The sequence below is a fragment of the Sulfitobacter sp. D7 genome, assembly GCF_003611275.1.
GTDB classification, from domain to species: Bacteria; Pseudomonadota; Alphaproteobacteria; order Rhodobacterales; family Rhodobacteraceae; genus Sulfitobacter; species Sulfitobacter profundi.
This window is the reverse complement of the sequence record NZ_CP020694.1, coordinates 2,892,240-2,915,224: the sequence shown is the minus strand read 5'-3', so window position 1 is coordinate 2,915,224 and position 22,985 is coordinate 2,892,240. Positions and strand designations below refer to the sequence as shown.

The window sequence follows — 22,985 nt, the reverse complement described above, 5'->3', positions numbered from 1 at the left end:
ATCCGAATATTGAGCTTAAATCTCACGGCCAATTCCGTGGTGGGGCACAGAGTACCGAGCCCGAATTTCGACGCCAATTGGGCAAAGCCCCAGCCAAATCAGGGTTATCCCCTACAGGGGTGAACAAGGTCCTGAAATTTCGGGATATATTTTCACGATATCATTTCAGTCGGTCGTATGGCCATCCAAGGACATGGTTAATGACCGCCTGTCAGGGTTTCCCCCAATAGACATGGCGGCGGAAAAAGCCGAAGTTTCAACGGAAAGTAGAGGTGCGCATGAGCTTGGTCGCGGCGTTCACATTGATTGCGCTGTGTGGAATCGTCTTGTCCGGCGTGATGATCGCAAAGCAGGTTGGCGATGCGGTAAACCGGTTTGCCGTGGCTGGCGAGATCGCGGTTTTGTCGATGTATATCGCCGTGGTGCTGGCGTCTGCGCCGCGCGGCGGGGCCTATAGTGACCCGATCGAGCTGGTCTTTGCGACCGCCGCATTTGCCGTTCTGGTGGCGCAGGTTTGGCGCGTGATGCGCAACCGACGCAAGCTTCAGGGCAGCGCCAACTCCGATGAGACCCGCAGGAAACTGCCCGATTTACTGAACGATGTGCCCGTGCAGGCGGCCTTTCTGACACCGGATATGACCTATGCCTTCGTCAATGATGCCTATAGCGCCTCCTTTGGGAAATCCGCCGATGAGATCGTGGGCAAACACCTGTCGCAGATTATCCCGCCGGACCTGCTGGAGGAGGTGTCGGACAACCTCGAAAAGGCGCTGGCCGGGCGGCAGGTCACATGGCGTTTCGATTTCTCGCGCCCGGTTCTGGCCCGCTCCCAAGGGGCGGCGATCTATCAGCCCCTATCCGACCGGGGGCAGGTGGTGGGGGTGCTGGTGATGATAATGGACCGCTCCGCCTCGCAGGACGCGGTGCATGACGCAGAGGTCAGCGCGGCGAAACACGCGCTCGCGGCTGAGGTGGCGGGGGTGGGCTATCTGGAATGGGATCAAGAGGGCGCGCTGGTTGATGTCTCTCCCGAGGTGGAGGCGCTCTTGGGCCGCGATGCGCAGAGTCTGCGCGAGATGTGGCAGCAGGGCCAAAGCTTTGTCGAGCCGCGCAGCCGCGCCACGATCCGCAACAACCTGCATATGGCTGGCAGCCGCCCCCGCGACGTGGTCGAGAATGTAAAGTTTCTGGCCGCCAACGGTCGCCAGATCGAAGCGCGCACCTGCATTCGCCGCTTGAACCGGGGGCGTCAGGTGCATCTTTTGGCCGCGATCCAAGATGTTACGGATCAGCAGAACGTCCTCACCGATCTGGTGGAAAGCGAAACCCGGTTTCGCGATTTCACCGAAAGCGCGACCGATTGGGTCTGGGAGATGGACGCCGATGGGCGGTTCACCTTCCTGTCCGGCGGGGGCCGTCAAACCGATGCGGAAACCCCGATTTTCGCTCTGGGCAAGACCCTCGCCGAGGCCGATCTGGCGCAAGACCAAGGCGATTTCGACCAGCTTCAGCAAAGATTGGCCGCCCGGGCGCCGTTCCGGGACTTGCGGTTGGTTCTGCCCCTCGGGGATGGGCGGGCGCGGCAAATCGACATGTCGGGCAAACCCTTTTTTGACAGCCACGCTCAATTGGCAGGCTATCGCGGCACCTGTTTCGACATGACCGAAATCGCCATGGCCGAGACTGAGCGCAAAAGCGCGCTGGAGGCGCTGGCGCTGGCTTTTGAGACCATCTCGACCATGGTGGCGCTTTTCGACAGCAACGACCGCTTGGTCTATTGCAACGAGGAATACCGCGCGACCTACGCCGGGATGGACGGCGACATCATCGGAAAGCACTTTGATGAGTTGCTCGCGCATTTCACGCGAACCGGCACACTGGCCACGACCGCCGAAGGCAAGGTCCGCTGGAGCGAGCAGCGGCGCGATCGGCGCAACACCCCGGCCAAGTTCTTTCGTGCGCGGTCTTCCAAGGGGCGCTGGTTGGAGGTGACGGATTACCCCGTGGCCGCAGGCGGGCTTTTGACCATCGCATCCGACATCACCGAAAAGGTCGAGCGCGAAGAGCGGTTGCACCGCCATGAAACGGCGCTGCAACTGCTCAACCGGCGCGAGACATTGGGCCAGATGACCGCTGCCATCGCCCATGAATTGAACCAGCCTTTAGCGGCTATTCACAATTTTGCCGCAGGCTGTGTGTTGCGGGCCAAGAACGACCAGCTTGAGAGAGAGGATATGATCGCCGTGCTTAATAATATGCAAAGCCAATCGGAACGGGCCAGCGCCATCCTGCGGTCCATGTCGAACTATCTGCACAGTGACGATGCCGACCGCCATGCGGTGCGCTTCGAAGATATCCTGCGCTCGGTGCAACTGTTGATCCAGCCGGAAAGCTCGGCCACCGGCGTCGCCGTGGAGATCGACGATCAATGTGGGGAGGTCGAGTTGACCTGCGCCCGGATCGAGATTGAGCAGCTTTTGATCAACCTGATCAAGAACGGCATTGATGCCTGCCGGGAAGCGGGTCGCCCTGATGCCGAAGTTTCGGTTTCTGCGCGGTGCGAGGCGGAGGAGATCGTGATCGTCGTGGCCGATGCGGGCCGCGGATTTGCCCCGGACATGCCTGCGCAGACGGCCTTCAGCGCCTTCCGCTCGACCAAGGACAAGGGGCTTGGCGTGGGGCTGGCGATTTGCGAAACGATCGTTCTGTCGCATGGCGGGACAATCGCCGTGACGAAATCCGATGCAGAGGGGGCCTGCCTGAGCGTGCGTCTGCCGCTGGAGGTGCAAAAGTAAAATGTCAGAAAACGGGATCGTTTACGTCGTTGATGATGACGCCGCGGTGCGGGAGTCTCTGGTGTGGTTGCTGGGGTCTGTCGGGCTGCGCGCGATTCCATTTGCATCGGCGGCCGCGTTCCTCGACAGCTATGAGGACAGTGGCAACTGCTGCCTCGTCAGCGATGTACGGATGCCGGGGATGAGCGGGCTAGAACTGCAAAAGGCGCTGAATGCGCGGGGGATCAAAGTGCCGCTGATCTTGATGACGGCCTTCGGCGATGTCTCTACCGCCGTGACGGCGATGAAGGCAGGCGCGGTGGATTTCATCGAAAAACCCTTCAACAACCAGAACATGCTCGACCTCATCAACACCGCCCTTCAGGCCGATGCCGCGCGGCGCAAGGGCGAAGAGGCCGAGGTAGAGAATGCGCAGCTGCTGGCCCGGCTCACCCCGCAAGAGCATCGGGTTTTTGAACGGGTGGTGGCGGGGCTCTCGAACCGTGAGATCGGCAGTGAGATGGATATCTCCATCAAAACGGTTGAGGTGCACCGCGCGCGGGTGATGCGCAAGCTTGAGGCGAATTCGGTCGCGGAACTGGTGCGCTTTCATATTCACAATGCGCCGCCCGCCTCAGCCGAAGACAGCGAGCGCGCGTAAAAAGCCCCGGCAGTGCAGGACCACCGGGGCAGGCTGCCCAGCCCCGGCGAGGGTTAAGGGCTGGGGTTTCCCGGCGACATGAGGGGCGCCGGGAAGGCATGGATCACGCCGGCTTGGGTTCCAGCGTGCCCACGGTCACGTCGAGGGTCTGCTCAGATCCTTTGCGCAGCACGACAACCTCTGCCGCCGTCTCAGGCGTGGTGGTTGCCACCGCGCGGGTCAGGTCGCGCAGATCGTCCACCTCTGTGTCGCCGAAGGACAGGATGATATCACCTTTCTTAAGGCCCGCTTTGGCGGCGGGGCTGTCCTCGGAAACCGCTTCGATCACCGCGCCGCGCGGCTCGTCATAGCCCAGCACATTGGCGACCTCGGGGGTCATCTGCCGGATTTGCACACCCAGCCAGCCACGCTCGACCAAGCCGTCATCGGCCAGATCGGCCACGATGGTCTGCACGAGGTCAGAAGGCACCGAGAAGCCGATCCCGACAGAGCCGCCACCCGGCGACAGGATCGCGGTGTTCACGCCCACGACTTCGCCATCGTTGTTAAACAGCGGCCCGCCGGAGTTGCCGCGGTTGATCGCCGCGTCGGTCTGGATGAAATCATCGAACGGCCCGGCCTGAATGTCACGCGACAGGGCCGAAATGATGCCCGAAGTCACGGTGCCGCCAAGACCAAAGGGGTTGCCCACGGCCACGACTTCATCGCCGACGCGCAGGGTCTTGGAGGTGCCGAAGTCCACCTTGGGCAGGTCCACATCCGCGGCGACCTTTAGCAGCGCGATGTCGGTCATCGCGTCGCTGCCCACGACCTCGGCGTCAAAGCTGCGGCCATCGGCGAGCTTCACGGTTACCGTCTCGGCGCCTGCGACGACGTGGTGGTTTGTCACGATTTGGCCATCTTCGGAGATGATGAAACCGGACCCCAGACCTTGGCGCGGAGTCGCTTCGGCGCCGGGTTGGTCGGGCAGCATATGTTCAAACCGGCGGCGCAGTTCTTCGGACATGCCGGGGGGCAGTTGCTGCTGGATCTGTGTGCTTTGCTGTTTCGCGGTCACTTCGATAAAGACCACGGCGGGAGAGACGGCCTCGACCAAGTCGGCATAGCCGCCAGCCGGGACGGCCAGCGCGGCTGTGGGCGCAAGCGCCAGCATCGGGGTCGCGGCGACGGCGGCGCTCAGCGCAAGGGCGGCGGCGCGGGGGGCCTTGGAAAAGGTCTGGTTCATGAGATGCTCCTTGCTGTGCATTCGGTGTTTCTGGACCCCTATTTGGGGCGCAGGTTTTACAGCCCCGTCGCAGGGGCTATACAAATTTGTGAGAATGCAGGCCGCAGGATGCGTGGGCCGCGGATTTGCCCTAAACCTTTGGTGATCCTACATGAGACTGCGATGAAACTGCTTGTTGTCGAAGACGATACCACCACCAGCACCTATATCGCGCGCGGCCTGCGCGAAGAGGGGCATGCGGTGGATGTGGTGGCCGATGGCCGCGACGGGTTGGTGCAGGCCACCACCGGGCAATATGACGTGCTGATCCTCGACCGGATGCTGCCGGAACTTGATGGGCTGACCCTGCTGAAAACCCTGCGCGGGGCAGGCAATGCCACACCGGTGTTGCTGCTCACGGCAATGGGCGCGGTCGAAGACCGGATCGACGGGCTGAACGCCGGGGCAGATGATTATCTGGTCAAACCCTTTGCCTTTGGCGAACTGTCGGCACGGGTGAACGCACTGGCGCGTCGTCCGCAGGCGTTGGAGCAGGAGACCACCCTGCGCGCCGGGGATCTGACGATGGACCTCATCAGCCGCCGGGTGACGCGGGCCGGGCAGGACATCGACTTGCTGCCGCGCGAATTTGCTTTGTTGGAGCATCTGATGCGCCGCAAAGGCCGGGTGCAGACGCGCACCATGCTGCTAGAGGCCGTCTGGGATATCTCTTTTGATCCGATGACCAATGTGGTCGAAACCCACATCAGCCGGTTGCGCGCCAAAGTGGACCGGCCCTTTCACACCGAGTTGATCCAAACCGTGCGCGGCGCGGGCTATAGGATCGACGCATGAGGGCGCGGCTGGCGGGGCTCTGGCGGTCGATGCCGCTGCGTCTGGCGCTTTTGCTGGTGCTTTTGTTCACCATCGTCAGCCTTTTAAGCCTCGCGGCAAGCTATGCGGTCACGCAGCGGTCGTTCGAGCAGGCCATCCGCGCCGATCTGGCGCAGGACATGGCAGGCTTTCGCGCCGCCCCGGGCGCCTCGGCATTGGCGCGGCTGGTCGAGGCGGAATCGCGTGAGACTGATCCCAACCGTCTGATCCTCAGCTATATCGGCCCGAATGGGCGTATCTACGGCAACGGGGCCATCGCGCGGGACAACGAGGGCTATCACATCGTCTCAATCGGCGCGGCGCGGGCGCAGTATACCGGGGTTTATCTGACCCTGACCGACACGCTTTATGGCGGGCTTTTGACCATCGCGCGCAGCCGGGCCGAGATCACGGCCCTGCGTGAGGTTTTCGTCAACATTCTGTTGGTCAGCCTTCTGCCCACGGTGCTGATTGCGCTCTCGGGCGGGCTGATCCTTGCCCGACGCTCTAAACGTCATGTTGAGGTGATCCGCGCCACGCTGGACCGGCTCACTGCGGGCGATCTGGCAGCAAGGGTCGCGCCGGGGGCACGCTGGTCGGATGACCTGCTGCGCATCGGAGAGGCGGTGAACCAGATGGCTCGGGCGCAGGAAACCTCTGTGGCGGCGTTGCGGCAGGTGTCACTGGATATCGCGCATGATCTGAAGACGCCGATACAGCGTGTCTCGGTGCATCTGGACGATCTGGATCGGGCCGAGGCCACGGGCGAGGACCGCGCCGAGCCGCTGGCCCGCGCCCGCGCCGAGTTGGACGGTATCGCGGCCATTTTCCAATCCCTGCTGCAATTGGCGCAGGTAGAGCAGGGCGACGCCCGCGCCCATTTCGCCCCCGTCGATCTGGCCGCGCTTTGCCGCACCATGATCGAGCTTTATGAGCCCGCAGCGGGGGAGCAGGGCAAACGCTTGCTCTGCGATCTGCCGGAGACATCGACCCATGTCACCGGCGACCGGGCGCTGTTGGGCCAACTGCTGGCCAATCTGATCGAGAACGCTCTGCGCCATTCCGGCGATGCCGAAGCGGTAGAGATATCGTTGAACCAGACGGCAGGACAGGTCGTGCTCACTTTAGCGGACAGCGGCCCCGGCATTCCGGCGGCGGACCGCGACAAAGTGCTGCAGCGGCTCTACCGGCTTGACCGCAGCCGAGGCACGCCGGGCCATGGGCTGGGGCTGGCGCTGGTCGATGGGGTGGCGAAACTGCATGGGGCAAGGCTGGAACTGATCGACAACGCGCCGGGGCTGCGCGTCGTGATAACCTTCGACAGTTAGCGCGCGCAAAGGACTGCGGCAATTTAGCCTGTGCCTCTCCCTCCCCCCGGTCCTATATAGGTCAGGAAACAACACGCGAGGGCTTCTCATGCTCGACGGTTACACCGCCGAAATCCTAGCGCGGGTGCAGTTTGCATTCACGGTTTCGTTTCACATCATCTTCCCGGCTTTCTCGATCGGGTTGGCGAGTTTTCTGGCCGTGCTGAACGCGCTTTGGCTGTGGAAACGCGAAGAAACCTATCTGAAGCTCTTTAACTATTGGAAGAAAATCTTTGCCGTGGCCTTTGGCATGGGGGTCGTCTCGGGCATCGTCATGTCCTACCAGATCGGCACAAACTGGTCGGTGTTTTCCGACAAGGCAGGGCCGGTTGTCGGGCCGCTGATGGCCTATGAAGTCCTCTCGGCTTTCTTCCTCGAAGCCGGGTTCCTTGGCATCATGCTCTTTGGCCGCAAAAGGGTCGGCGACGGGCTGCATATGTTTGCCACAGCGCTGGTGGCACTGGGCACGCTGGCCTCGGCGACATGGATCCTGTCGGTCAACAGCTGGATGCAGACCCCTGCGGGCTTTGGCATCAACGACGTGGGGCAATTCGTGCCCGAGGACTGGTGGGCGATCGTCTTTAACCCGTCATTCCCCTACCGGTTGGTGCATATGGTGCTGGCGGCCTATCTGACCACGGCGCTGGTCGTGGGCGGGGTTGGCGGTTTGCACTTGCTGCGCGATCACGCCGACCGGGCCGCGCGGCGGATGTTCTCGATGGCGATGTGGATGCTTCTGTTGGTCACGCCGCTACAGATTTTTGCGGGCGACATGCACGGCCTCAACACGCTGGAGCATCAGCCCGCCAAGGTCATGGCGATGGAGGGGCATTACGACAGCCATCCAGATGGCGCACCGCTGATCCTTTTCGGCATCCCGAACCCCGAAGAAAAGCGCATTGATTATGCGGTCGAGATCCCCAAGCTCTCTTCACTGATCCTAAAGCATGATCTGAACGCGCCGCTGCCGGGGCTCGACACGATCCCGGATGAGGATGAGCCGCCCGTCGCGATTGTCTTCTGGTCTTTCCGCATCATGATTGCGCTTGGTTTTGCGATGCTGGGGCTGGGTCTTTGGGCCGCACTCGCGCGGCTGCGGGGGCGGCTCTACGACGCGCCGCTGTTGCACCGGTTGGCGCTGCTGATGGGGCCGACCGGCTTTGTCGCGGTGCTGGCGGGCTGGATCACGACCGAGGTCGGGCGGCAGCCCTTCACGGTTTACGGGCTGCTGCGAACCTCTGAAAGCCTTGCACCGATTGAGGCACCTGCCGTGGCGACCTCGCTGATCGCTTTCATCGTGGTGTACTTTTTCGTCTTTGGCGCGGGCACGTGGTATATCGTGGCGATGATGCGCAAACCGGTTGTGGATCATGTGCTGGAAGACGAACGCGACGCGGCGCAGGATGACGCCGCGCAGGATGACGGGCCGATCCTTGCTGTCGGCGAAGAGGCGGCGGTCAGAGACAAAGCGGTCAAAAACAAGCGCGAGGATAGCTGAGATGTTTGGACTGGAACTTTCGTTCATCTGGGCCGGGATCATCGCCGGTGCCGTGCTGATCTATGTCGTCCTCGACGGGTTCGATCTGGGGGTTGGGCTGCTCTTTCCGATGACCAAGGACGAGGGCGAGCGCAACGTGATGATGAACTCGGTCGCCCCCATCTGGGACGGCAACGAGACTTGGCTGGTGCTGGGCGGCGGTGGGCTTTTTGCGGTCTTTCCACTGGCCTATGCGGTTGTCATGCCCGCGCTTTACATGCCGATCATCCTGATGCTGCTGGGGCTGATCTTTCGCGGCGTGGCGTTCGAGTACCGTTGGCGCACCAAACGTTGGAAGCCCCTGTGGGACATGGCGTTTTTCGGCGGCTCGCTGGTGGCCTCCTTCTGTCAGGGCATCGCCCTTGGCGCGCTGGTGCAGGGGATCGAGATCGAAGGCCGCGCCTATGCGGGCGGCTGGTGGGATTGGCTCACGCCTTTCTCGATCCTGACCGGGGTGGCGGTGACCGTGGGCTATGCTCTGCTGGGGGCCACGTGGCTCAACATGAAGCTTGAGGGCCGCATACAGGCCCACATGCGCCGCCTCGCCTGGCCGCTGGCGGTGGCGACTTTGGTCTTCATGGGGATGGTCAGCCTTTGGACGCCGTTCACCGATGCCGTCTATTTCGAGCGGTGGTTCGCGTGGCCCACGGCGCTGTTCAGCGGCTTGGTGCCGCTTTTGGTGGCGCTTGCGGCCTTTGGGATGCTGCGCGGCTTGCAACGCAAGGCGGACATTCAGCCGTTCCTCTGTGCGCAGGCGCTGTTCGTGTTGGGCTTCATCGGCATCGGGATCAGCTTTTACCCGCATATGGTGCCGCCAAGCCTGACCATCGCCGATGCCGCCGCCCCCGATGAAAGCCTGATGTTCGCGCTGGTCGGCACGCTGGTGCTGCTGCCGCTGATCCTCAGCTACACGGCCTATGCCTATTGGGTGTTCCGCGGCAAGATCGACCCCGAGGAGGGCTATCACTGATGGGAAAATGGCTGAAACGCAGCGGCTGGTTCGTGGCGCTTTGGCTGGCCAGCGTCGCCTTGCTGGCGGTGGTGGCCTATGGCATCCGGCTGGTGATCATGCCCGGCTGACGCAGCGGCGCGCGCCTCGGGCCTTGCCAAGTGCGGCGGCATCTGGCCTCTTCAAGCCCAAAGCAGCACGAAAGGACAGCCCGATGCGCGCCATGCAAGTCACCGCCTATGACGAACCGCTCACCCTGCAAGAGCTTGAGATGCCGATGCCGGCGCAGGGCGAGGTGCTGATCCAAGTCGATACCTGCGGGCTGAACTTTGGGGACCTGCTGATCATCAAAGGCACCTATCAGGAAAAGCCGCCGCTGCCGTTTACCTTGGGGATGGAGATGGCGGGCACGATCACCGCTTTGGGCGAGGGGGTCGATCACCTGAAAGTCGGGCAGCGCGTGGCGGCCTATACCGGATTTGACGGGCTGGCCGAATATGCGGCCATTCCCGCCGCGGTCTGCGTGCCGATCCCCGAAGCGATGACCGCCGTGGATGCAGCAGCTTTCCTCATCGCTTACGGCACCAGCCATGTCGCGTTGGACTATAAGGCGCGGTTGCAACCGGGTGAGCGGCTGTTGGTCTTGGGTGCCTCGGGCGGCATTGGCCTGACGGCGGTGGAACTGGGCAAGCTGATGGGGGCCGAGGTGATCGCCGTGGCACGCGGCGCGGACAAACTCGCAGTCTGCAAAGAGGCGGGTGCCGATCACCTGATCAATTCCGAGACCGACGACATCCGCGCCATCGTCAAGGAATTGGGCGGTGCGGATGTGGTCTATGACCCGGTGGGCGGCGATCAGTTCAAAGCCGCCATGCGCGCCTGCAACCCCGAAGCGCGGCTGATCCCGCTAGGTTTTGCCAGCGGTGAGGTGCCGCAGATCCCGGCGAATATCCTGCTGGTCAAGAACCTGAGCGTGTTGGGCTTTTACTGGGGCGGCTATGCCAAGATTAAGCCCTCGGTGCTGACCGACAGTTTCGCCGAGCTGATCGAATGGTATGTCGCCGGCAAGCTCAAGCCCCATGTCAGCAACGTCATGCCGCTGGAGCAGGCCAACGAAGCGCTGGCCCTGCTGCGCGACCGCAAGGCAACGGGCAAGGTGGTGGTCGAGGTGGCCCGCTAGGCCCGCCGCCCGCCCTGCAAACGTGTTACGCGCAGCGCCCTTTGGCGCTCGCGCAGGTAAACGAAAAGGCCAGAGGCGAGGATCAGCGCGATCCCGACCCAGACCTCCCAGACCGGCAGGTCACCGAAGATCACAAAACCCCAGAACACCGCCAGCGGCAGGCCGATATATTCAAAGGGCGCCACCGTGGCCGCATCGCCCAGCCGGTAGGCTTGGCTCAGGCAATAGCCGATTAGCGCGATGTTGAGGCCAATGCCGAGGAAGGTGAGGTAATCCTCTCGTGCGGGCCAAATCCATGCGCGCAGCAGGAACTGGAGCGAGGGGTTGCTGCCTTCATCCACGAAACGTCCATCGCCCGCGATCAGGAAAAACCCCAGCGACACGGCGACAAAAGCGGCCTGAATATAGACCATCAGGGCCGAGGCTTTGGAGTTCACGCCGAGCTTGCGGGTCATCAGCTGGTTCAACGCATAGGTCAGCGCTGCTAGCACCGGCAGCATCAGAACCCAGCGGGAAACTTCGAGCGTCGTCGTAGAAGCCCAAGGGCGCATCATAATAACCACGCCGATAAACCCCACGATCACCGCGCCAAGCCGCAGCGGGCCGACTTTTTCACCCAAGACCGGGATCGACAGCAGCGTGATGAACAGGGGTGCGGCAAAGAACAGGGCCGTCGCTTCGGCCAACGGCAGGACCGAAAGCGCCAGAAAGAACGACATGTTCGAGATCACGATCAGCAGCCCGCGCAGCAGGTGCAGCCCCGGCTGCCGCGTCTTGAGCAGGTGAAACCCGCCTTCGAGTTTGACCAGCAACAGCCCCAACACGATCCCGATGGCCGAGCGGGTGAAAACGATCTGATGCAGCGGATAGCCGCCCGACAGGCGCTTGATCAGCATGTCATTGACCGAAATCGCGGCCACGCCAAGAAGGATCAGCCCGATCGCCAGACCAGCGCGGTTATGGGGAGTGGTTGTCATGGCAAAGACCTACCAGCCCGGCACGAGAGGTCCAGCGCTTTGACATTGGTTTGCGCAGAATTACCCGCTAGGCTGGGCGCATCGCTTTAAGGGAGAGCCAGCCATGCAGATGTCCGACACCCGCCAGATCGCCGCCACCCCGGCCGAGGTCTATGCAGCCCTTCTGGACCCTGAGATGCTGCAAACCTGCGTGCCCGGCGCCCAAGACGTAACCGGCTCGGTCGAAGACGGCTATGACGCCACGGTGGTGCAAAAGGTCGGCCCGGTGAAGGCGACCTTTAAGGGGCATGTGAAGCTCTCTGATCTGGTGCCGAACGAAGCACTGACGATCACCGGCGAGGGCAAGGGCGGCGCTGCCGGTTTCGCCAAGGGCGGCGCGGAAGTGCGGCTTGCCGAAAAGGACGGCGGCACCGAGTTGAGCTATGATGTGGAGGCCAAGGTTGGCGGCAAACTGGCGCAGCTTGGCAGCCGGATCATCGACGGTTTTGCCAAGAAAATGGCGGATCAGTTCTTCGACAATCTGCAGTCTTCGCTCGAAGGCACGCCGGAAAAGGGCGCTGAGCCCGAAACCCCCGGCGAAGACGCCCCCGCCAAAAAGGGCTGGTTCGGCCGCGCCAAGACTTGAACGCATCTGTTCACCCGGCCCAAAGCCAGTTAGGTTGCCCGCCTTACCAAAGCGGAGACGACCATGCCGACAATCGTGGATATTCAGAACCTGCGTAAATCCTACGCGGGCGGTTTCGAGGCGCTTAAAGGGGTCAACCTACAGATCGAACAGGGCGAGATTCTCGCGCTTTTGGGCTCCAACGGGGCGGGCAAGACGACGCTGATCTCGACCATTTGCGGCATCACCACCGCGACCAGTGGCACAGTGACCGTTGGTGGCCATGACATTAAGGACGATTTCCGAGCCGCACGCTCGATGATCGGGCTGGTCCCGCAAGAGATTAACCTTGAACCGTTTGAAAAGGTGCTGAACACCGTGCGCTTCTCTCGGGGGTTGTTTGGCCGTCCGGCGGATGAAGCGGTTCTGGAGAAAATCCTCCGTCAACTCTCGCTCTGGGACAAGAAAGACAGCCAGATCCGTGAGCTTTCGGGTGGGATGAAACGCCGCGTGCTGATCGCCAAAGCACTGTCGCATGACCCAAAGGTGCTGTTTCTGGACGAGCCTACCGCGGGCGTCGACGTGGAACTGCGCAAGGACATGTGGGAGATCGTGGCGGGGCTGAAAGCCTCTGGCGTGACGATCATCCTGACCACCCATTACATCGAAGAGGCCGAGGCAATTGCCGACCGTATCGGAGTCATCGCCAAAGGCGAGTTGCTGCTGGTCGAAGAGAAAGACGCGCTGATGGCGCGGATGGGTAAGAAACAACTCGAAGTGCAGCTCACTGAGCCGATTGCCGAAGTGCCGCTGGCGCTGCAATCACCGGATGTTGAACTGTCCGCCGATGGACGGTCTCTCATCTATACCTATGACACCAACGCCGAGCGGACCGGGATCACCAAGCTGCTGTCCAAAGTCGCCGAAAGCGGTTTGGTGCTGCAAGACGTGGCGACGCGGCAGAGCAGTCTGGAAGATATCTTTGTCGATCTGCTCAAGGAGGATGCGGCATGAACTGGACCGCGATCAAAGCCATCTACGCCTTTGAAATGGCGCGTTTCTTTCGCACCATCACACAAAGCATCATCTCGCCGGTGCTGTCGACGTCGCTTTACTTCGTCGTCTTCGGCGCAGCCATCGGCAGCCGTATCGAAGAGGTCGAGGGCGTGAGCTATGGCGCCTTTATCGTGCCGGGGCTGATCATGCTCAGCGTCATCACGCAGTCGATCTCAAACGCCTCTTTCGGCATCTATTTCCCGAAATTTATCGGCACGGTCTATGAACTTCTCTCGGCCCCGATCAACTTTTTCGAGATCGTCATCGGCTATGTCGGTGCGGCGGCCACCAAGGCGCTGTTCATCGGCACGATTATCTTGATCACGGCGTTTTTCTTTGTCGATATCACCATCCAGCATCCCATCGCCATGGTCGCTTTCCTGATCCTGACCTGCATTAGCTTCGCGCTTATGGGGTTCATCATCGGCATCTGGGCAGGGAATTTTGAGCAGTTGCAACTTGTGCCGCTCTTAATAGTCACGCCGCTGGTCTTCCTTGGCGGGTCTTTCTACTCGATCTCGATGCTGCCGCCGGTCTGGCAGGTGATCTCGCACTTCAACCCGGTGGTCTATCTGATCTCAGGCTTTCGTTGGGCGTTTTTCGGCTCTGCCGATGTGCCGATCCTGACCAGCCTTGCGGCAATCGCGCTGTTCACGGCGCTTTGCCTTGGCGTGATCTGGTGGATTTTCCGCACCGGCTGGCGTCTGCGGGCCTGAGGGCCGCGAAACTTCTGCGCCCGCCTTGTTTGCACCGGGTGGGCGTTCTACATGAGAAGAATGAGAATTCGGCTGCCCTTCCTAAAATCCCCGCCCAGCGTTTCCGTGATCCGGCTTGCCGGCATGATCGGCTCGCAGGGCCGTGCGGTGTTGAACGATGCCACGATGGGGCCGGTCATCGAAAAGGCCTTTGCTAAGGGCAAGCCTGCCGCTGTCGCGCTGGAGATTAACTCTCCCGGTGGGAGCCCGGTGCAATCCTCGTTGATCGGCGCGCGTATCCGGCGGCTGTCTGAGGAAAAGAACATTCCCGTCATTGCGTTCGTCGAAGATGTCGCCGCGTCGGGCGGCTATTGGCTGGCTGCGGCGGCAGATGAGATTTACGCGGACCCAAGCTCGGTCGTGGGCTCCATCGGGGTGATCTCTGCCTCTTTCGGGGTGCATGAATTCATCCGCGAACACGGGGTTGAGCGGCGCGTCTATACGGCAGGGCAGAGCAAATCCATGCTCGACCCCTTCCGCCCGGAAAACCCCGAAGATGTCGCGCGGCTGAAAACGCTGCTCGAAGACATTCATGAGAACTTTATCGACCACATAAAGACCCGCCGCGCGGGCAAGCTGCCCGAGGGGCAAGACCTCTTTACCGGGGAAATCTGGCTGGCGAAACGCGCCGCCGAACTGGGCTTGATCGACGGTGTCGGCCATCTGAAACCGCTTCTGAAAGAGCGCTTTGGTGACAAGGTGAAACTGCGCCGCTACGGTGTGAAACGCGGGCTGCTGTCACGCTTTGGCGTGCAGATGGTGCAGGACGCGGTGCAGGGCATAGAGGAACGCGCGGCCTATGCGCGGTTTGGTCTCTAGCCCATGGTTTTTAAGATCGTTTTGCTCTTTCTGGTGGCCATGGGCCTGCTCGCTTGGTTTGGAAAAATGCATTGGCTGGGGGGCAAACGCCTATCCCGGACCAAATGCCGTGACTGCGGACGTTACCGCATTGGCAAAGGCGATTGTGCCTGTAAGGGAGGGCGTTGATGCTGATGCCGTGGCTACTTTCGGGGCTTGGCCTCGTGATCCTGCTGTTTGCGGGGGATGCGTTGGTGAAAGGTGCGGTGAACCTGTCGCTGCGCCTTGGCGTACCCGCGCTGATCGTCAGTTTGACGATCGTGGCCTTCGGCACCTCGGCACCGGAACTCCTGATTTCGGTCAAGGCAATCTTGGACGGGGTGCCAGGGCTGGCGCTTGGCAATGTGGTCGGGTCGAACACGGCTAACATCCTGATGGTGCTGGGCATTCCCGCTCTGTTGGCGACGATGCACACCTCTGAATGCAGCACGCGCAAGACCTATAATCAGATGATCGCGGCATCGCTGCTCTTTATCGCGTTGGCCTTCCGCGGTGTGTTCGACTGGATCTCGGGGCTGATCCTGCTCTCCGGTCTGGCCTATATGCTCTACGATGCTTTCGGCGATGCCAAAGATCACCGCCGCGCCTGCCGGAGCGGGGAGGTTGAGGAAGAGGAAGAGCCCGAAGGCGCCGACCCCGACATGGCGGGCTGGCAGATTGCGCTGTTCCTGATCCTCGGGCTGATCGGCCTGCCCTTGGGCGCGAGCCTTTTGGTGGATAATGCGACGCTCATCGCCCAGACCTACGGTGTCAGCGACACGGTGATCGGCCTGACGCTGGTGGCGGTGGGCACGTCGCTCCCGGAACTGGCGACCACGGTGATGGCGGCGCTGCGCCGTCAAGCGGATGTGGCGCTTGGGAACGTCATTGGTTCGAACATGTTCAACCTGCTGGCAATTATCGGCATCGCAAGCCTTGTCGGCCCGATCTCGGTCGACGAAGCCTTCTTGCGGATCGACCTGTGGGTGATGCTGGGCGCGTCGCTGCTGCTGATCCCCTTCGTCTATCTGGGGCGCGACATCACACGGCTTTGGGGTGTGGCGCTCAGCGCGCTTTACGGGCTTTATTTGTTAATCATCCTGATCTGAGGAGGGCGGCAGATGCGGCGGGCATTGGTGACCGGAGCCGGGCAACGTCTGGGCCGCGCCATGGCGCTCTATCTCGGGCAGCGGGGCTTTGACGTGGCGGTGCATTACGCCACCTCGCGTGCCGGGGCCGAGGCAACCGCCGCTGAGATCACGGCCATGGGCCGTCGCGCCGTGGCCCTGCAAGCCGACCTTTTGGACGATACCGCAGCCGGGGCGCTGTTGCCCCGCGCGGCAGAGGCGCTTAGCGGGCCCATCACCTGCCTTGTGAACAACGCCTCGATATTCGAGCAGGACGATATCGCGAGCGCCAGCCGTGAAAGCTGGGACCGCCATATGGGCAGCAACCTGCGGGCGCCCTTCGTGTTGACGCAGGCGATGGCGGGGCAGGGGCTGATGCCCAAGGTCGACGCCGGGGGCGAGCCGCGTGCGCGCGGTTTGATCGTCAATATGCTGGACCAGCGGGTGCGCAACCTGACGCCGGAATTCACCACCTATACGATCGCCAAGATGGGCCTTTGGGCAATGACGCGCACCACTGCGCAGGCGCTGGCCCCGGCGATCCGGGTCAATGGCATCGGTCCCGGCCCCACGTTGCAAGGCCCGCATCAAGACGCCGAAGACTTTGCCGCGCAGCGCCGCGGCACGGTTTTGGGCCGGGGGGCAAATCCAGAGGATATCACGGCGGCACTGGGCTATTTCATCGATTCGCCGGGCGTCACAGGGCAGCTTATCTGCACCGATGGCGGCGAACATTTGCAGTGGGATACAAGCCCTAAAAGCCCCCGAAACTAACGGCCATGCGGGAAGTTTTGCACCTCGTTAACCTATGTAACCAAAGTGTTACCGAAACCCTTTTGTTTTCAGGGGCTTGTTTCATGGCAAACAAAAAAATGAGCAAAATCAGTCCATTACGGGCGTGCCTAAAAAACAGGCAAATCAGCGAACCATGTTAAAAACAAAGAGAAATCCAAGATGCCCAGAAGTTATCGGCAGAGTTATCCACATGTTTGGTGGACATGTTAAAGCTTGCCCCCATTGCCGTCCTATTGCAGCGAAGCACGAGAATCAGCGCCTGAGATGACCACGCCAAACGACAGCCCTCCGCCGCAAGGCCGCCAAGTGATTCAGGCCTATCTGAAGTCGCTCGATTCCTCGCCGGGCGTCTACCGGATGCTCGATGCGGAGAGCCGCGTGCTCTATGTTGGTAAGGCGCGGAACCTGCGCGCGCGGGTGTCGTCCTATGCGCGGCCGACGGGGCATTCGGGCCGCATTTCGCGGATGATTGCCAATACCGCTTCGATGATGTTTTTGACCACGAAGACGGAAACCGAGGCGCTGCTTCTTGAGCAGAACCTGATCAAGCAGCTCAAGCCCAAGTTCAACGTGCTGCTGCGCGACGACAAAAGCTTTCCCAATATCCTTGTCACCGCCGATCACGACTATCCGCAGATCAAGAAACACCGCGGCGCGAAGAAGGAGAAGGGCAGCTATTATGGCCCCTTCGCCAGCGCGGGCGCGGTGAACCGGACGCTCAACCAGTTGCAGCGGGTCTTCCTGTTGCGGGACTGTTCCAATGCGATGTTCGACAGCCGCACACGGCCCTGTCTGCAACACCAAATCAAACGCTGCTCGGCCCCCTGCGTCGGCAAGATCTCGGCCGAGGAATACCGCCAGACCGTCCGTGATGCGGAGCGGTTTCTGAGTGGCAAATCGACCGAGATTCAGGGCCGTCTGGCGCAGGATATGGCCGAGGCATCTGAGGCGATGGAGTTTGAACGCGCCGCCGCTCTGCGCGACCGGATCAAGGCGCTGACGCAGGTGCAAACGGCCCAAGGCATTAACCCGCAAGGGGTGAACGAGGCCGACATCATCGCGCTCCATATGGAGGGCGGACAGGCCTGCGTGCAGGTCTTCTTCATCCGTGCCAACCAGAACTGGGGCAATCGGGACTACTACCCCCGCGTCGGGGCCGATGTGGACGCCGCCGAAGTGCTGGAGGCTTTCATCGGCCAGTTCTACGACACCCGCGAGCCGCCGCGGCAGTTGATCCTGAGCAATGAGATCGAAAACCCCGATCTGATGGCCGAAGCGCTGAGCGGCAAGATTGGTCGCAAGGTGGAACTGTTGGTGCCACAGCGGGGCGAGAAGGCCGAACTGGTCGACGGTGCCCTGCGCAACGCGCGCGAAAGCCTAGCCCGCAAGATGGCCGAGACGGCGACCCAGACCAAGCTGTTACAGGGACTGGCCGATGCCTTTGATCTGCCAAAACCGCCCGATCGGATAGAGGTTTACGACAACTCGCACATCCAAGGCACCAATGCGGTGGGCGCGATGATTGTCGCGGGCCCCGAAGGGATGATGAAAAACCAGTACCGCAAGTTCAACATCCGCGGCGATGACCTGACCCCCGGTGATGACTTTGGCATGATGAAAGAGGTGCTGCACCGCCGGTTTAAACGCCTGATTAAAGAAGACCCAGACCGAAGTCGTGGGCTTTGGCCCGATCTGCTGCTGATCGACGGGGGGGCCGGGCAGGTGAGCGCCGTGGCCTCGATTATGGCGCAGCATGGGGTGCAGGACATTCCGATGGTCGGCGTCGCCAAGGGCATTGATCGGGATGCGGGCAAGGAAGAGTTCCACCGTGTCGGCAAGCGCGTCATGGCGCTGCGGCACAATGATCCGGTGCTTTATTTCGTGCAGCGGCTGCGTGACGAGGCGCACCGTTTCGCCATCGGCACCCACCGTGCGAAACGCGCCAAGGGGGTCAGTGCCACGCCGCTTGACGATGTGCCGGGCGTCGGGGCTGCGCGCAAGCGGGCGCTTTTGGCGCATTTCGGCTCGGCCAAGGCGGTGGGCCGCGCGAACCTTAGCGATCTTAAGGCCGTCGAAGGGTTGTCGGATGCGCTGGCAGAGACAATTTATGGCTACTTCCATGAAAAGGGTTAGGTATGCGTCCGCCGAAGGGCAGGCCGCTGGCGCGGTTTCGTCCTTTCAGCCGCGAACGGCGCAAGATAGGATAACGTCATGAAATGGAATTTGCCCAATATCCTGACCCTGCTCAGGCTGGTCGCGGCCCCCGGTGTGGCGGTCATGTTTCTCTATTTTACGCGCCCCTACGCCGACTGGTTCGCATTGGTGCTCTTCGTCGGGGCGGCGGTGACGGATTGGTTTGACGGCTATCTGGCCCGCGCTTGGGGGCAGGAAACCAAACTGGGCGCCATGCTCGACCCGATTGCCGACAAAGCGATGGTCGTGATCGCGCTGATGGTGATCGTGGCCTTTTCCAGCTGGTCGCCTTGGCTGGTGCTGCCCGCCACGCTGATCCTGTTTCGGGAAGTCTTTGTCTCGGGCCTGCGTGAATATCTGGGCGACGTTGCGGGCACCTTGAAGGTCACCCAACTGGCCAAGTGGAAGACGACCCTACAGATGATCGCGATCGCCGTGCTGTTCTCGCAAGGCGTGTTCGAACATTATCTTGGGATGAGCGTTTTCGGCATGGACCAGCAGATGATCGAAGCGATCCTTGATGGCGAGGTCGAAGATACTCTGGGGCTGGGTTGGAAGCTTGCCGGGATGGAATGGGCCGGGCTGTTGGGGCTGGTCCTGCTGTGGGTCGCCGCCGTGCTGACCGCCATCACCGGCTTTGACTACCTGCGCAAGGCGCTGCCACATCTGAAGGAGCCAATCTAATGGATGTCCTCTATTTTGCATGGGTTCGCGAACGGATCGGCCTGCCGCGTGAGCGGGTGGAAAGCCAAGCCACGACCGTGGCCGAACTGGTCGAAGAATTACGTGGCCGAGAGGAGCGTTACGAGATGGCGTTTTCTGACCTCTCCGCATTGCGCGTGGCTGTGGATCAGGAGTTGACCGACTTCGACGCGCCGCTTGAGGGTGCACGCGAAGTGGCCTTTTTCCCACCAATGACCGGGGGCTGATCCATGCGCGTATTGGTGCAGGTAGAACCCTTTGATCTGGCCGAGGAAACCGCGCGCTTTGCGAAAGGCGAAGGCGGCAGCGGTGCGATTGTGACCTTTACCGGCGTCGTGCGCGACAATGATGCAGGCACGCTGAGCGCGATGGAGATCGAACATTACCCGGGCATGACCGAAAAGGCGCTGCGCGAGATTGCGCAGCAGGCCGTTACGCGGTTCGAACTGCAAGATGCGCTGGTGATCCACCGCCATGGGCGTCTGGTGCCGGGCGAACAGATCATGATGGTCGCCACGGCAGCGCGGCATCGCCGCAGCGCATTCGAGGCGGCGGAGTTCTTGATGGATTACCTCAAATCCCGCGCGCCATTCTGGAAGCGCGAGATCACGGCTGAGGGGGAGGAGTGGGTCGCTGCAAAAGACGATGATGAGGCTGCGCTAGAGCGCTGGTAAGCCTCTGCTTCAGGCGAAGCGTCCGCCTTTTTCGATGACTTCGATCTGATAGCCGTCCGGATCCGCCACAAAGAAGAACTTCGCCACCGTCTCTCCGGCTGGGCGAAAATCGACGATGTCACATGGGGCGGCTCCGGCTTTGATCGCGGTGTCGCGGGCGGCCTCGAGGTCTTCGACCACAAAGGCCAGATGGCCATAGCCGTCGCCCAGATCATAGGGCGTATCGCGGTCCTTGTTGACTGTCAGCTCCAGCTCGAAATCGCCCGAGGCGTCGCGCAGGTAGATCAGGGTGAAGCTGTCAAAATCCAAACGGTCGGCGATTCTAAGGTCGAAGACGTCTTCGTAGAATTTCACCGATGCCGCCTCATCTAAGACGCGGATCATGGAATGGGCAAGTTTGGCCATGGGATCTCCGGAAGCGCTTAGGGGTCAGGCTTTCTGACGCTCGATATAGGCGCGCATTTCTTCGGCCTCATGGCGGGCGTCGCGCAGCCCGTCCATCGCAGCGCGCAGCTCTGCCTCAGTCTGGGCGAGCTGGTTGGTCAACTCGGCTTCGCGCTGTTGCAGATAGGTGATCGCTTGATCGCGGGTTTCTTCCGCTTCGTGAAGCTCTTGGCTCATCCGATCAAGCTGGGCCACATCATCGGCAGCCACGCGGGTAAAGCGGTTCAGCAGCCAATTGGCGAACCATCCCATGCAGAAGGCCACGAAAAGAATGATGGCTGTTGCCAGGACAAACTCAGTTCTGCTCATCACCGCTGCCTTCTTCGGTTTCGTCGGATTCCCCGATCTCTTCTGCCGTGGTATCGCCCGTTTCTTCAGCAGATTCCAGCGCTGTTTCGTCTTCGGGCGTCTCAGCCTCGGGTTGGATCAGGCGGAATTCGATGCGGCGGTTGGCTTCGCGGCCATCCTCGGTCTTGTTGTCGGCGATGGGGTTTTCTTCGCCGTAGCCCTTGGCAAGGAAGGACGAGGTCAGCACCCGGCGGGCGCGCAATTCGTTCAGAACCGATTCCGCGCGGCTTTGCGACAGCGACAGGTTCATCGATTCGCGGCCTTGGCTGTCGGTGTAGCCCTGAATTTCCAGCGGGATGTCACCGCAGCGTTTCAGCACCTCGGCGATATCATCCATCGTACCCAAAGCGGCCGCGTCGATCGTGGCGCTGCCCGGCTCGAAGGTGATCTTGCCGATTTTCAGGATTTCGCGAATCTCGGCTTCGCATTCTTCGGGTGTGGGCAGACCCGCGATGGGGTCGAGCTTTTCTTGATAGGTGATGTCGATGCTGTAATCCGCACCTTCGCCCAGCTTGTCGGCCAAGAGTGAGGCAACGGTGGTGTTCGCATCCTTGTTGCCGGTGTTGCCCATGACCTCAAGCCGGTCGGGCGTGACGTTGACAGAGCCGTTGGCGAGCGAGGCCATGGCCTCCAGCCCGGTCAGGACGCGGGTGGCCCAATCGTCCGGCAGGGTCTCGTCCAGACGTGCGGCGGTATAGACATTGGCCGATCCGAAATGCGATTTCGCGTAGCTGTCCGCCAGATCGCGCAGCCCCTCGGTCGAGAGCCGTCCGCGCAGTTGCACCTGCCCCTCGGGAGAGAGGGTGGCGGTGAATTCGGGCGGGCCTGCGTCGGGGTCTTCGACTTTCGGCAATTTCGCGGTCAGGGCGAAAACATCCGGAAGGGCGTTTTCCAACTCGCCCACAACGCGGTCGAAGGTGTTGGAATCGGTGCCGGGCGCAGCCAGCAATGTAATGTCTGCATCCGCGAAAGAAATGGCGCCTTGGCCCACGCGGCTCAGCGCTTCGATGGCCAGCGCCACGGCGCGGCCCCAGTTCGGGCTGGGCACACCCAGACCGATGGTGCAATCGGCACTTTCTGACGCGCCGGCGGCGATGCCCGCCTTCAGGATGCGGTTGGCGGCGGCTTCGGTATCGGCAGAGCAAGCGTCGAAACGCGCGCCTTCGGCGTCGATCTCAAACCGCAGGGTAAAGGGGGTGATCACCGGGCGGGGTGCTGCAATGTCGAGCCGCAGCCGCAGGCTGGGCGGGGCCGCGCGCTGCAGTTTACGCTCCATCTGGGCCTTGGCGGCGGCGCTGTCGGCGATGGCGGTGATCGTCACGCGCCCCGCATCGACCGAGGCTTTGGCGCGGGGCAGGTCCGCCATGGCACGCACCGCAAAGTTCAGCGCGTCTTCCCAGCCTTCGGGGGCTGGATAGTCGGCAGCTTCCAACAGGTCAGTCACCGTGGCGTCACCCGCCATGTCATCAAAGGCGTCGATCACCGCCTCGCGGTCGGTGCTGGTGGGGATCAGGCCAATGATCGAGATGCCCGCATCATTGCGCAGAACCTCGGCAGAGAAGCGCGGCGGGGCGATGCCGGATTGGGCCTCGACCTCCATCTCGTCGATCACGCGAGCGGCGTCGACCACGGTGCCTGCGGTCGACAGGGCGCGGAAACGCACGGCCTCGGTCGGGGCGATCCCGGCGAGGGTGACTTGCAGACCATCGGCCTGCACCTCGGCCCATGTCATGCCCTGATCGTCCAGCGCGTCACGCACACCGATTTCGGAAGTATCCTCGATCAACTGCACCGAAAAGCTTGCCGCCACGAGAGAGACCACCCCTGCGGCTGCAAAGGTCAGGGCGATCATGAAAATGGCGGAGAGGCGCATGGGCGGCCTTCTGGTTGTTAAGCTCAAGACTTGATACGCGCGTCCTGCCGGGGGT

23 protein-coding genes are annotated in these 22,985 nt (G+C 61.8%); 18 read left to right on the top strand and 5 right to left on the bottom strand.

Going from position 1 to position 22,985, the window contains the following annotated elements; all coding sequences use genetic code 11:
• The first annotated feature begins 278 nt into the window (after window positions 1–278).
• Together B5M07_RS14150 and B5M07_RS14145 are read left to right on the top strand one after the other, a co-directional pair.
• Complete coding sequence (locus B5M07_RS14150) at window positions 279–2,795, top strand: PAS domain-containing protein (protein ID WP_120351784.1); 2,517 nt, start codon at window positions 279–281, stop codon at window positions 2,793–2,795.
• 1 nt (window position 2,796) lies between these two features.
• Window positions 2,797–3,435, top strand: a complete 639-nt coding sequence (locus B5M07_RS14145) for a response regulator transcription factor (protein ID WP_120351783.1) — start codon at window positions 2,797–2,799, stop codon at window positions 3,433–3,435.
• 103 nt (window positions 3,436–3,538) lie between these two features.
• On the opposite strand, the gene B5M07_RS14140 is transcribed toward B5M07_RS14145, so the two are convergent.
• Entirely contained in the window at window positions 3,539–4,660 is a 1,122-nt protein-coding gene (locus B5M07_RS14140) for a Do family serine endopeptidase (protein WP_120351782.1), read from the bottom strand.
• Between the two features lie 162 nt (window positions 4,661–4,822).
• Between B5M07_RS14140 and B5M07_RS14135 the strand changes: the two genes are divergently transcribed.
• From B5M07_RS14135 to B5M07_RS14110, 6 genes are all read left to right on the top strand, one after another.
• Complete coding sequence (locus tag B5M07_RS14135; protein ID WP_120351781.1) at window positions 4,823–5,494, top strand: winged helix-turn-helix domain-containing protein; 672 nt, start codon at window positions 4,823–4,825, stop codon at window positions 5,492–5,494.
• On the top strand, window positions 5,491–6,840 hold the full coding sequence (locus B5M07_RS14130; RefSeq protein WP_120351780.1) for a HAMP domain-containing sensor histidine kinase: 1,350 nt from the start codon (window positions 5,491–5,493) through the stop codon (window positions 6,838–6,840). The genes B5M07_RS14135 and B5M07_RS14130 overlap by 4 nt, the downstream gene beginning before the upstream one ends.
• A gap of 88 nt (window positions 6,841–6,928) precedes the next feature.
• Window positions 6,929–8,377, top strand: coding sequence for a cytochrome ubiquinol oxidase subunit I (locus tag B5M07_RS14125; protein ID WP_120351779.1), 1,449 nt, complete (start codon window positions 6,929–6,931; stop codon window positions 8,375–8,377).
• A 1-nt stretch (window position 8,378) separates the two neighbouring features.
• Window positions 8,379–9,386 carry a cytochrome d ubiquinol oxidase subunit II gene (gene cydB / locus B5M07_RS14120; protein WP_067629754.1) on the top strand — a complete coding sequence of 336 codons (1,008 nt, stop codon included), beginning with the start codon at window positions 8,379–8,381 and terminating at the stop codon, window positions 9,384–9,386.
• Entirely contained in the window at window positions 9,386–9,496 is a 111-nt protein-coding gene (locus B5M07_RS14115) for a DUF2474 family protein (RefSeq protein WP_082849496.1), read from the top strand. The genes cydB and B5M07_RS14115 overlap by 1 nt, the downstream gene beginning before the upstream one ends.
• A gap of 83 nt (window positions 9,497–9,579) precedes the next feature.
• Window positions 9,580–10,545 (top strand): NADPH:quinone oxidoreductase family protein, encoded by a 966-nt coding sequence (locus tag B5M07_RS14110; protein WP_120351778.1) that lies wholly within the window; start codon window positions 9,580–9,582, stop codon window positions 10,543–10,545.
• On the opposite strand, the gene B5M07_RS14105 is transcribed toward B5M07_RS14110, so the two are convergent.
• Window positions 10,542–11,522 (bottom strand): DMT family transporter, encoded by a 981-nt coding sequence (locus tag B5M07_RS14105; protein WP_120351777.1) that lies wholly within the window; start codon window positions 11,520–11,522, stop codon window positions 10,542–10,544. The two genes, B5M07_RS14110 and B5M07_RS14105, sit on opposite strands and share 4 nt — an antisense overlap.
• A 103-nt stretch (window positions 11,523–11,625) precedes the next feature.
• On the opposite strand from B5M07_RS14105, the gene B5M07_RS14100 reads away from it, so the two are divergent.
• The 10 genes from B5M07_RS14100 (at window position 11,626) to B5M07_RS14055 (ending at window position 20,265) form a co-directional block, all read left to right on the top strand.
• A complete protein-coding gene (locus B5M07_RS14100; protein WP_120351776.1) occupies window positions 11,626–12,147 on the top strand; it encodes a CoxG family protein in 522 nt (173 codons plus the stop codon).
• Window positions 12,148–12,210: 63 nt separating this feature from the next.
• Window positions 12,211–13,140, top strand: a complete 930-nt coding sequence (locus B5M07_RS14095; RefSeq protein ID WP_120351775.1) for an ABC transporter ATP-binding protein — start codon at window positions 12,211–12,213, stop codon at window positions 13,138–13,140.
• Window positions 13,137–13,898, top strand: a complete 762-nt coding sequence (locus tag B5M07_RS14090) for an ABC transporter permease (protein WP_067629772.1) — start codon at window positions 13,137–13,139, stop codon at window positions 13,896–13,898. The genes B5M07_RS14095 and B5M07_RS14090 overlap by 4 nt, the downstream gene beginning before the upstream one ends.
• Before the next feature lie 60 nt (window positions 13,899–13,958).
• A complete protein-coding gene (locus B5M07_RS14085) occupies window positions 13,959–14,756 on the top strand; it encodes a S49 family peptidase (protein WP_120351774.1) in 798 nt (265 codons plus the stop codon).
• Between the two features lie 167 nt (window positions 14,757–14,923).
• Entirely contained in the window at window positions 14,924–15,883 is a 960-nt protein-coding gene (locus B5M07_RS14080; protein ID WP_205570870.1) for a calcium/sodium antiporter, read from the top strand.
• Window positions 15,884–15,895: 12 nt separating this feature from the next.
• Window positions 15,896–16,675, top strand: a complete 780-nt coding sequence (locus B5M07_RS14075) for an SDR family oxidoreductase (protein ID WP_120351773.1) — start codon at window positions 15,896–15,898, stop codon at window positions 16,673–16,675.
• A gap of 285 nt (window positions 16,676–16,960) precedes the next feature.
• Window positions 16,961–18,829: an excinuclease ABC subunit UvrC gene (uvrC, locus tag B5M07_RS14070; RefSeq protein ID WP_120351772.1), complete on the top strand. Its 1,869-nt coding sequence runs from the start codon at window positions 16,961–16,963 to the stop codon at window positions 18,827–18,829.
• 78 nt (window positions 18,830–18,907) lie between these two features.
• Window positions 18,908–19,573, top strand: coding sequence for a CDP-diacylglycerol--glycerol-3-phosphate 3-phosphatidyltransferase (gene pgsA, locus B5M07_RS14065; RefSeq protein ID WP_120351771.1), 666 nt, complete (start codon window positions 18,908–18,910; stop codon window positions 19,571–19,573).
• Window positions 19,573–19,818: a molybdopterin converting factor subunit 1 gene (gene moaD, locus B5M07_RS14060; RefSeq protein WP_120351770.1), complete on the top strand. Its 246-nt coding sequence runs from the start codon at window positions 19,573–19,575 to the stop codon at window positions 19,816–19,818. Before pgsA ends, moaD begins: the two co-directional genes overlap by 1 nt.
• Before the next feature lie 3 nt (window positions 19,819–19,821).
• Window positions 19,822–20,265: a molybdenum cofactor biosynthesis protein MoaE gene (locus B5M07_RS14055; protein ID WP_120351769.1), complete on the top strand. Its 444-nt coding sequence runs from the start codon at window positions 19,822–19,824 to the stop codon at window positions 20,263–20,265.
• Between the two features lie 9 nt (window positions 20,266–20,274).
• Here the strand turns inward: B5M07_RS14055 and B5M07_RS14050 are convergent, their stop codons facing one another.
• The 3 genes from B5M07_RS14050 to B5M07_RS14040 are packed head-to-tail and all read right to left on the bottom strand — an operon-like array spanning window position 20,275 to window position 22,930.
• On the bottom strand, window positions 20,275–20,670 hold the full coding sequence (locus tag B5M07_RS14050; RefSeq protein WP_120351768.1) for a VOC family protein: 396 nt from the start codon (window positions 20,668–20,670) through the stop codon (window positions 20,275–20,277).
• Window positions 20,671–20,694: 24 nt separating this feature from the next.
• On the bottom strand, window positions 20,695–21,018 hold the full coding sequence (locus B5M07_RS14045) for a hypothetical protein (protein ID WP_007118939.1): 324 nt from the start codon (window positions 21,016–21,018) through the stop codon (window positions 20,695–20,697).
• A complete protein-coding gene (locus B5M07_RS14040) occupies window positions 21,005–22,930 on the bottom strand; it encodes an OmpA family protein (protein WP_120351767.1) in 1,926 nt (641 codons plus the stop codon). The genes B5M07_RS14045 and B5M07_RS14040 overlap by 14 nt, the downstream gene beginning before the upstream one ends.
• Window positions 22,931–22,985 lie beyond the last annotated feature (55 nt).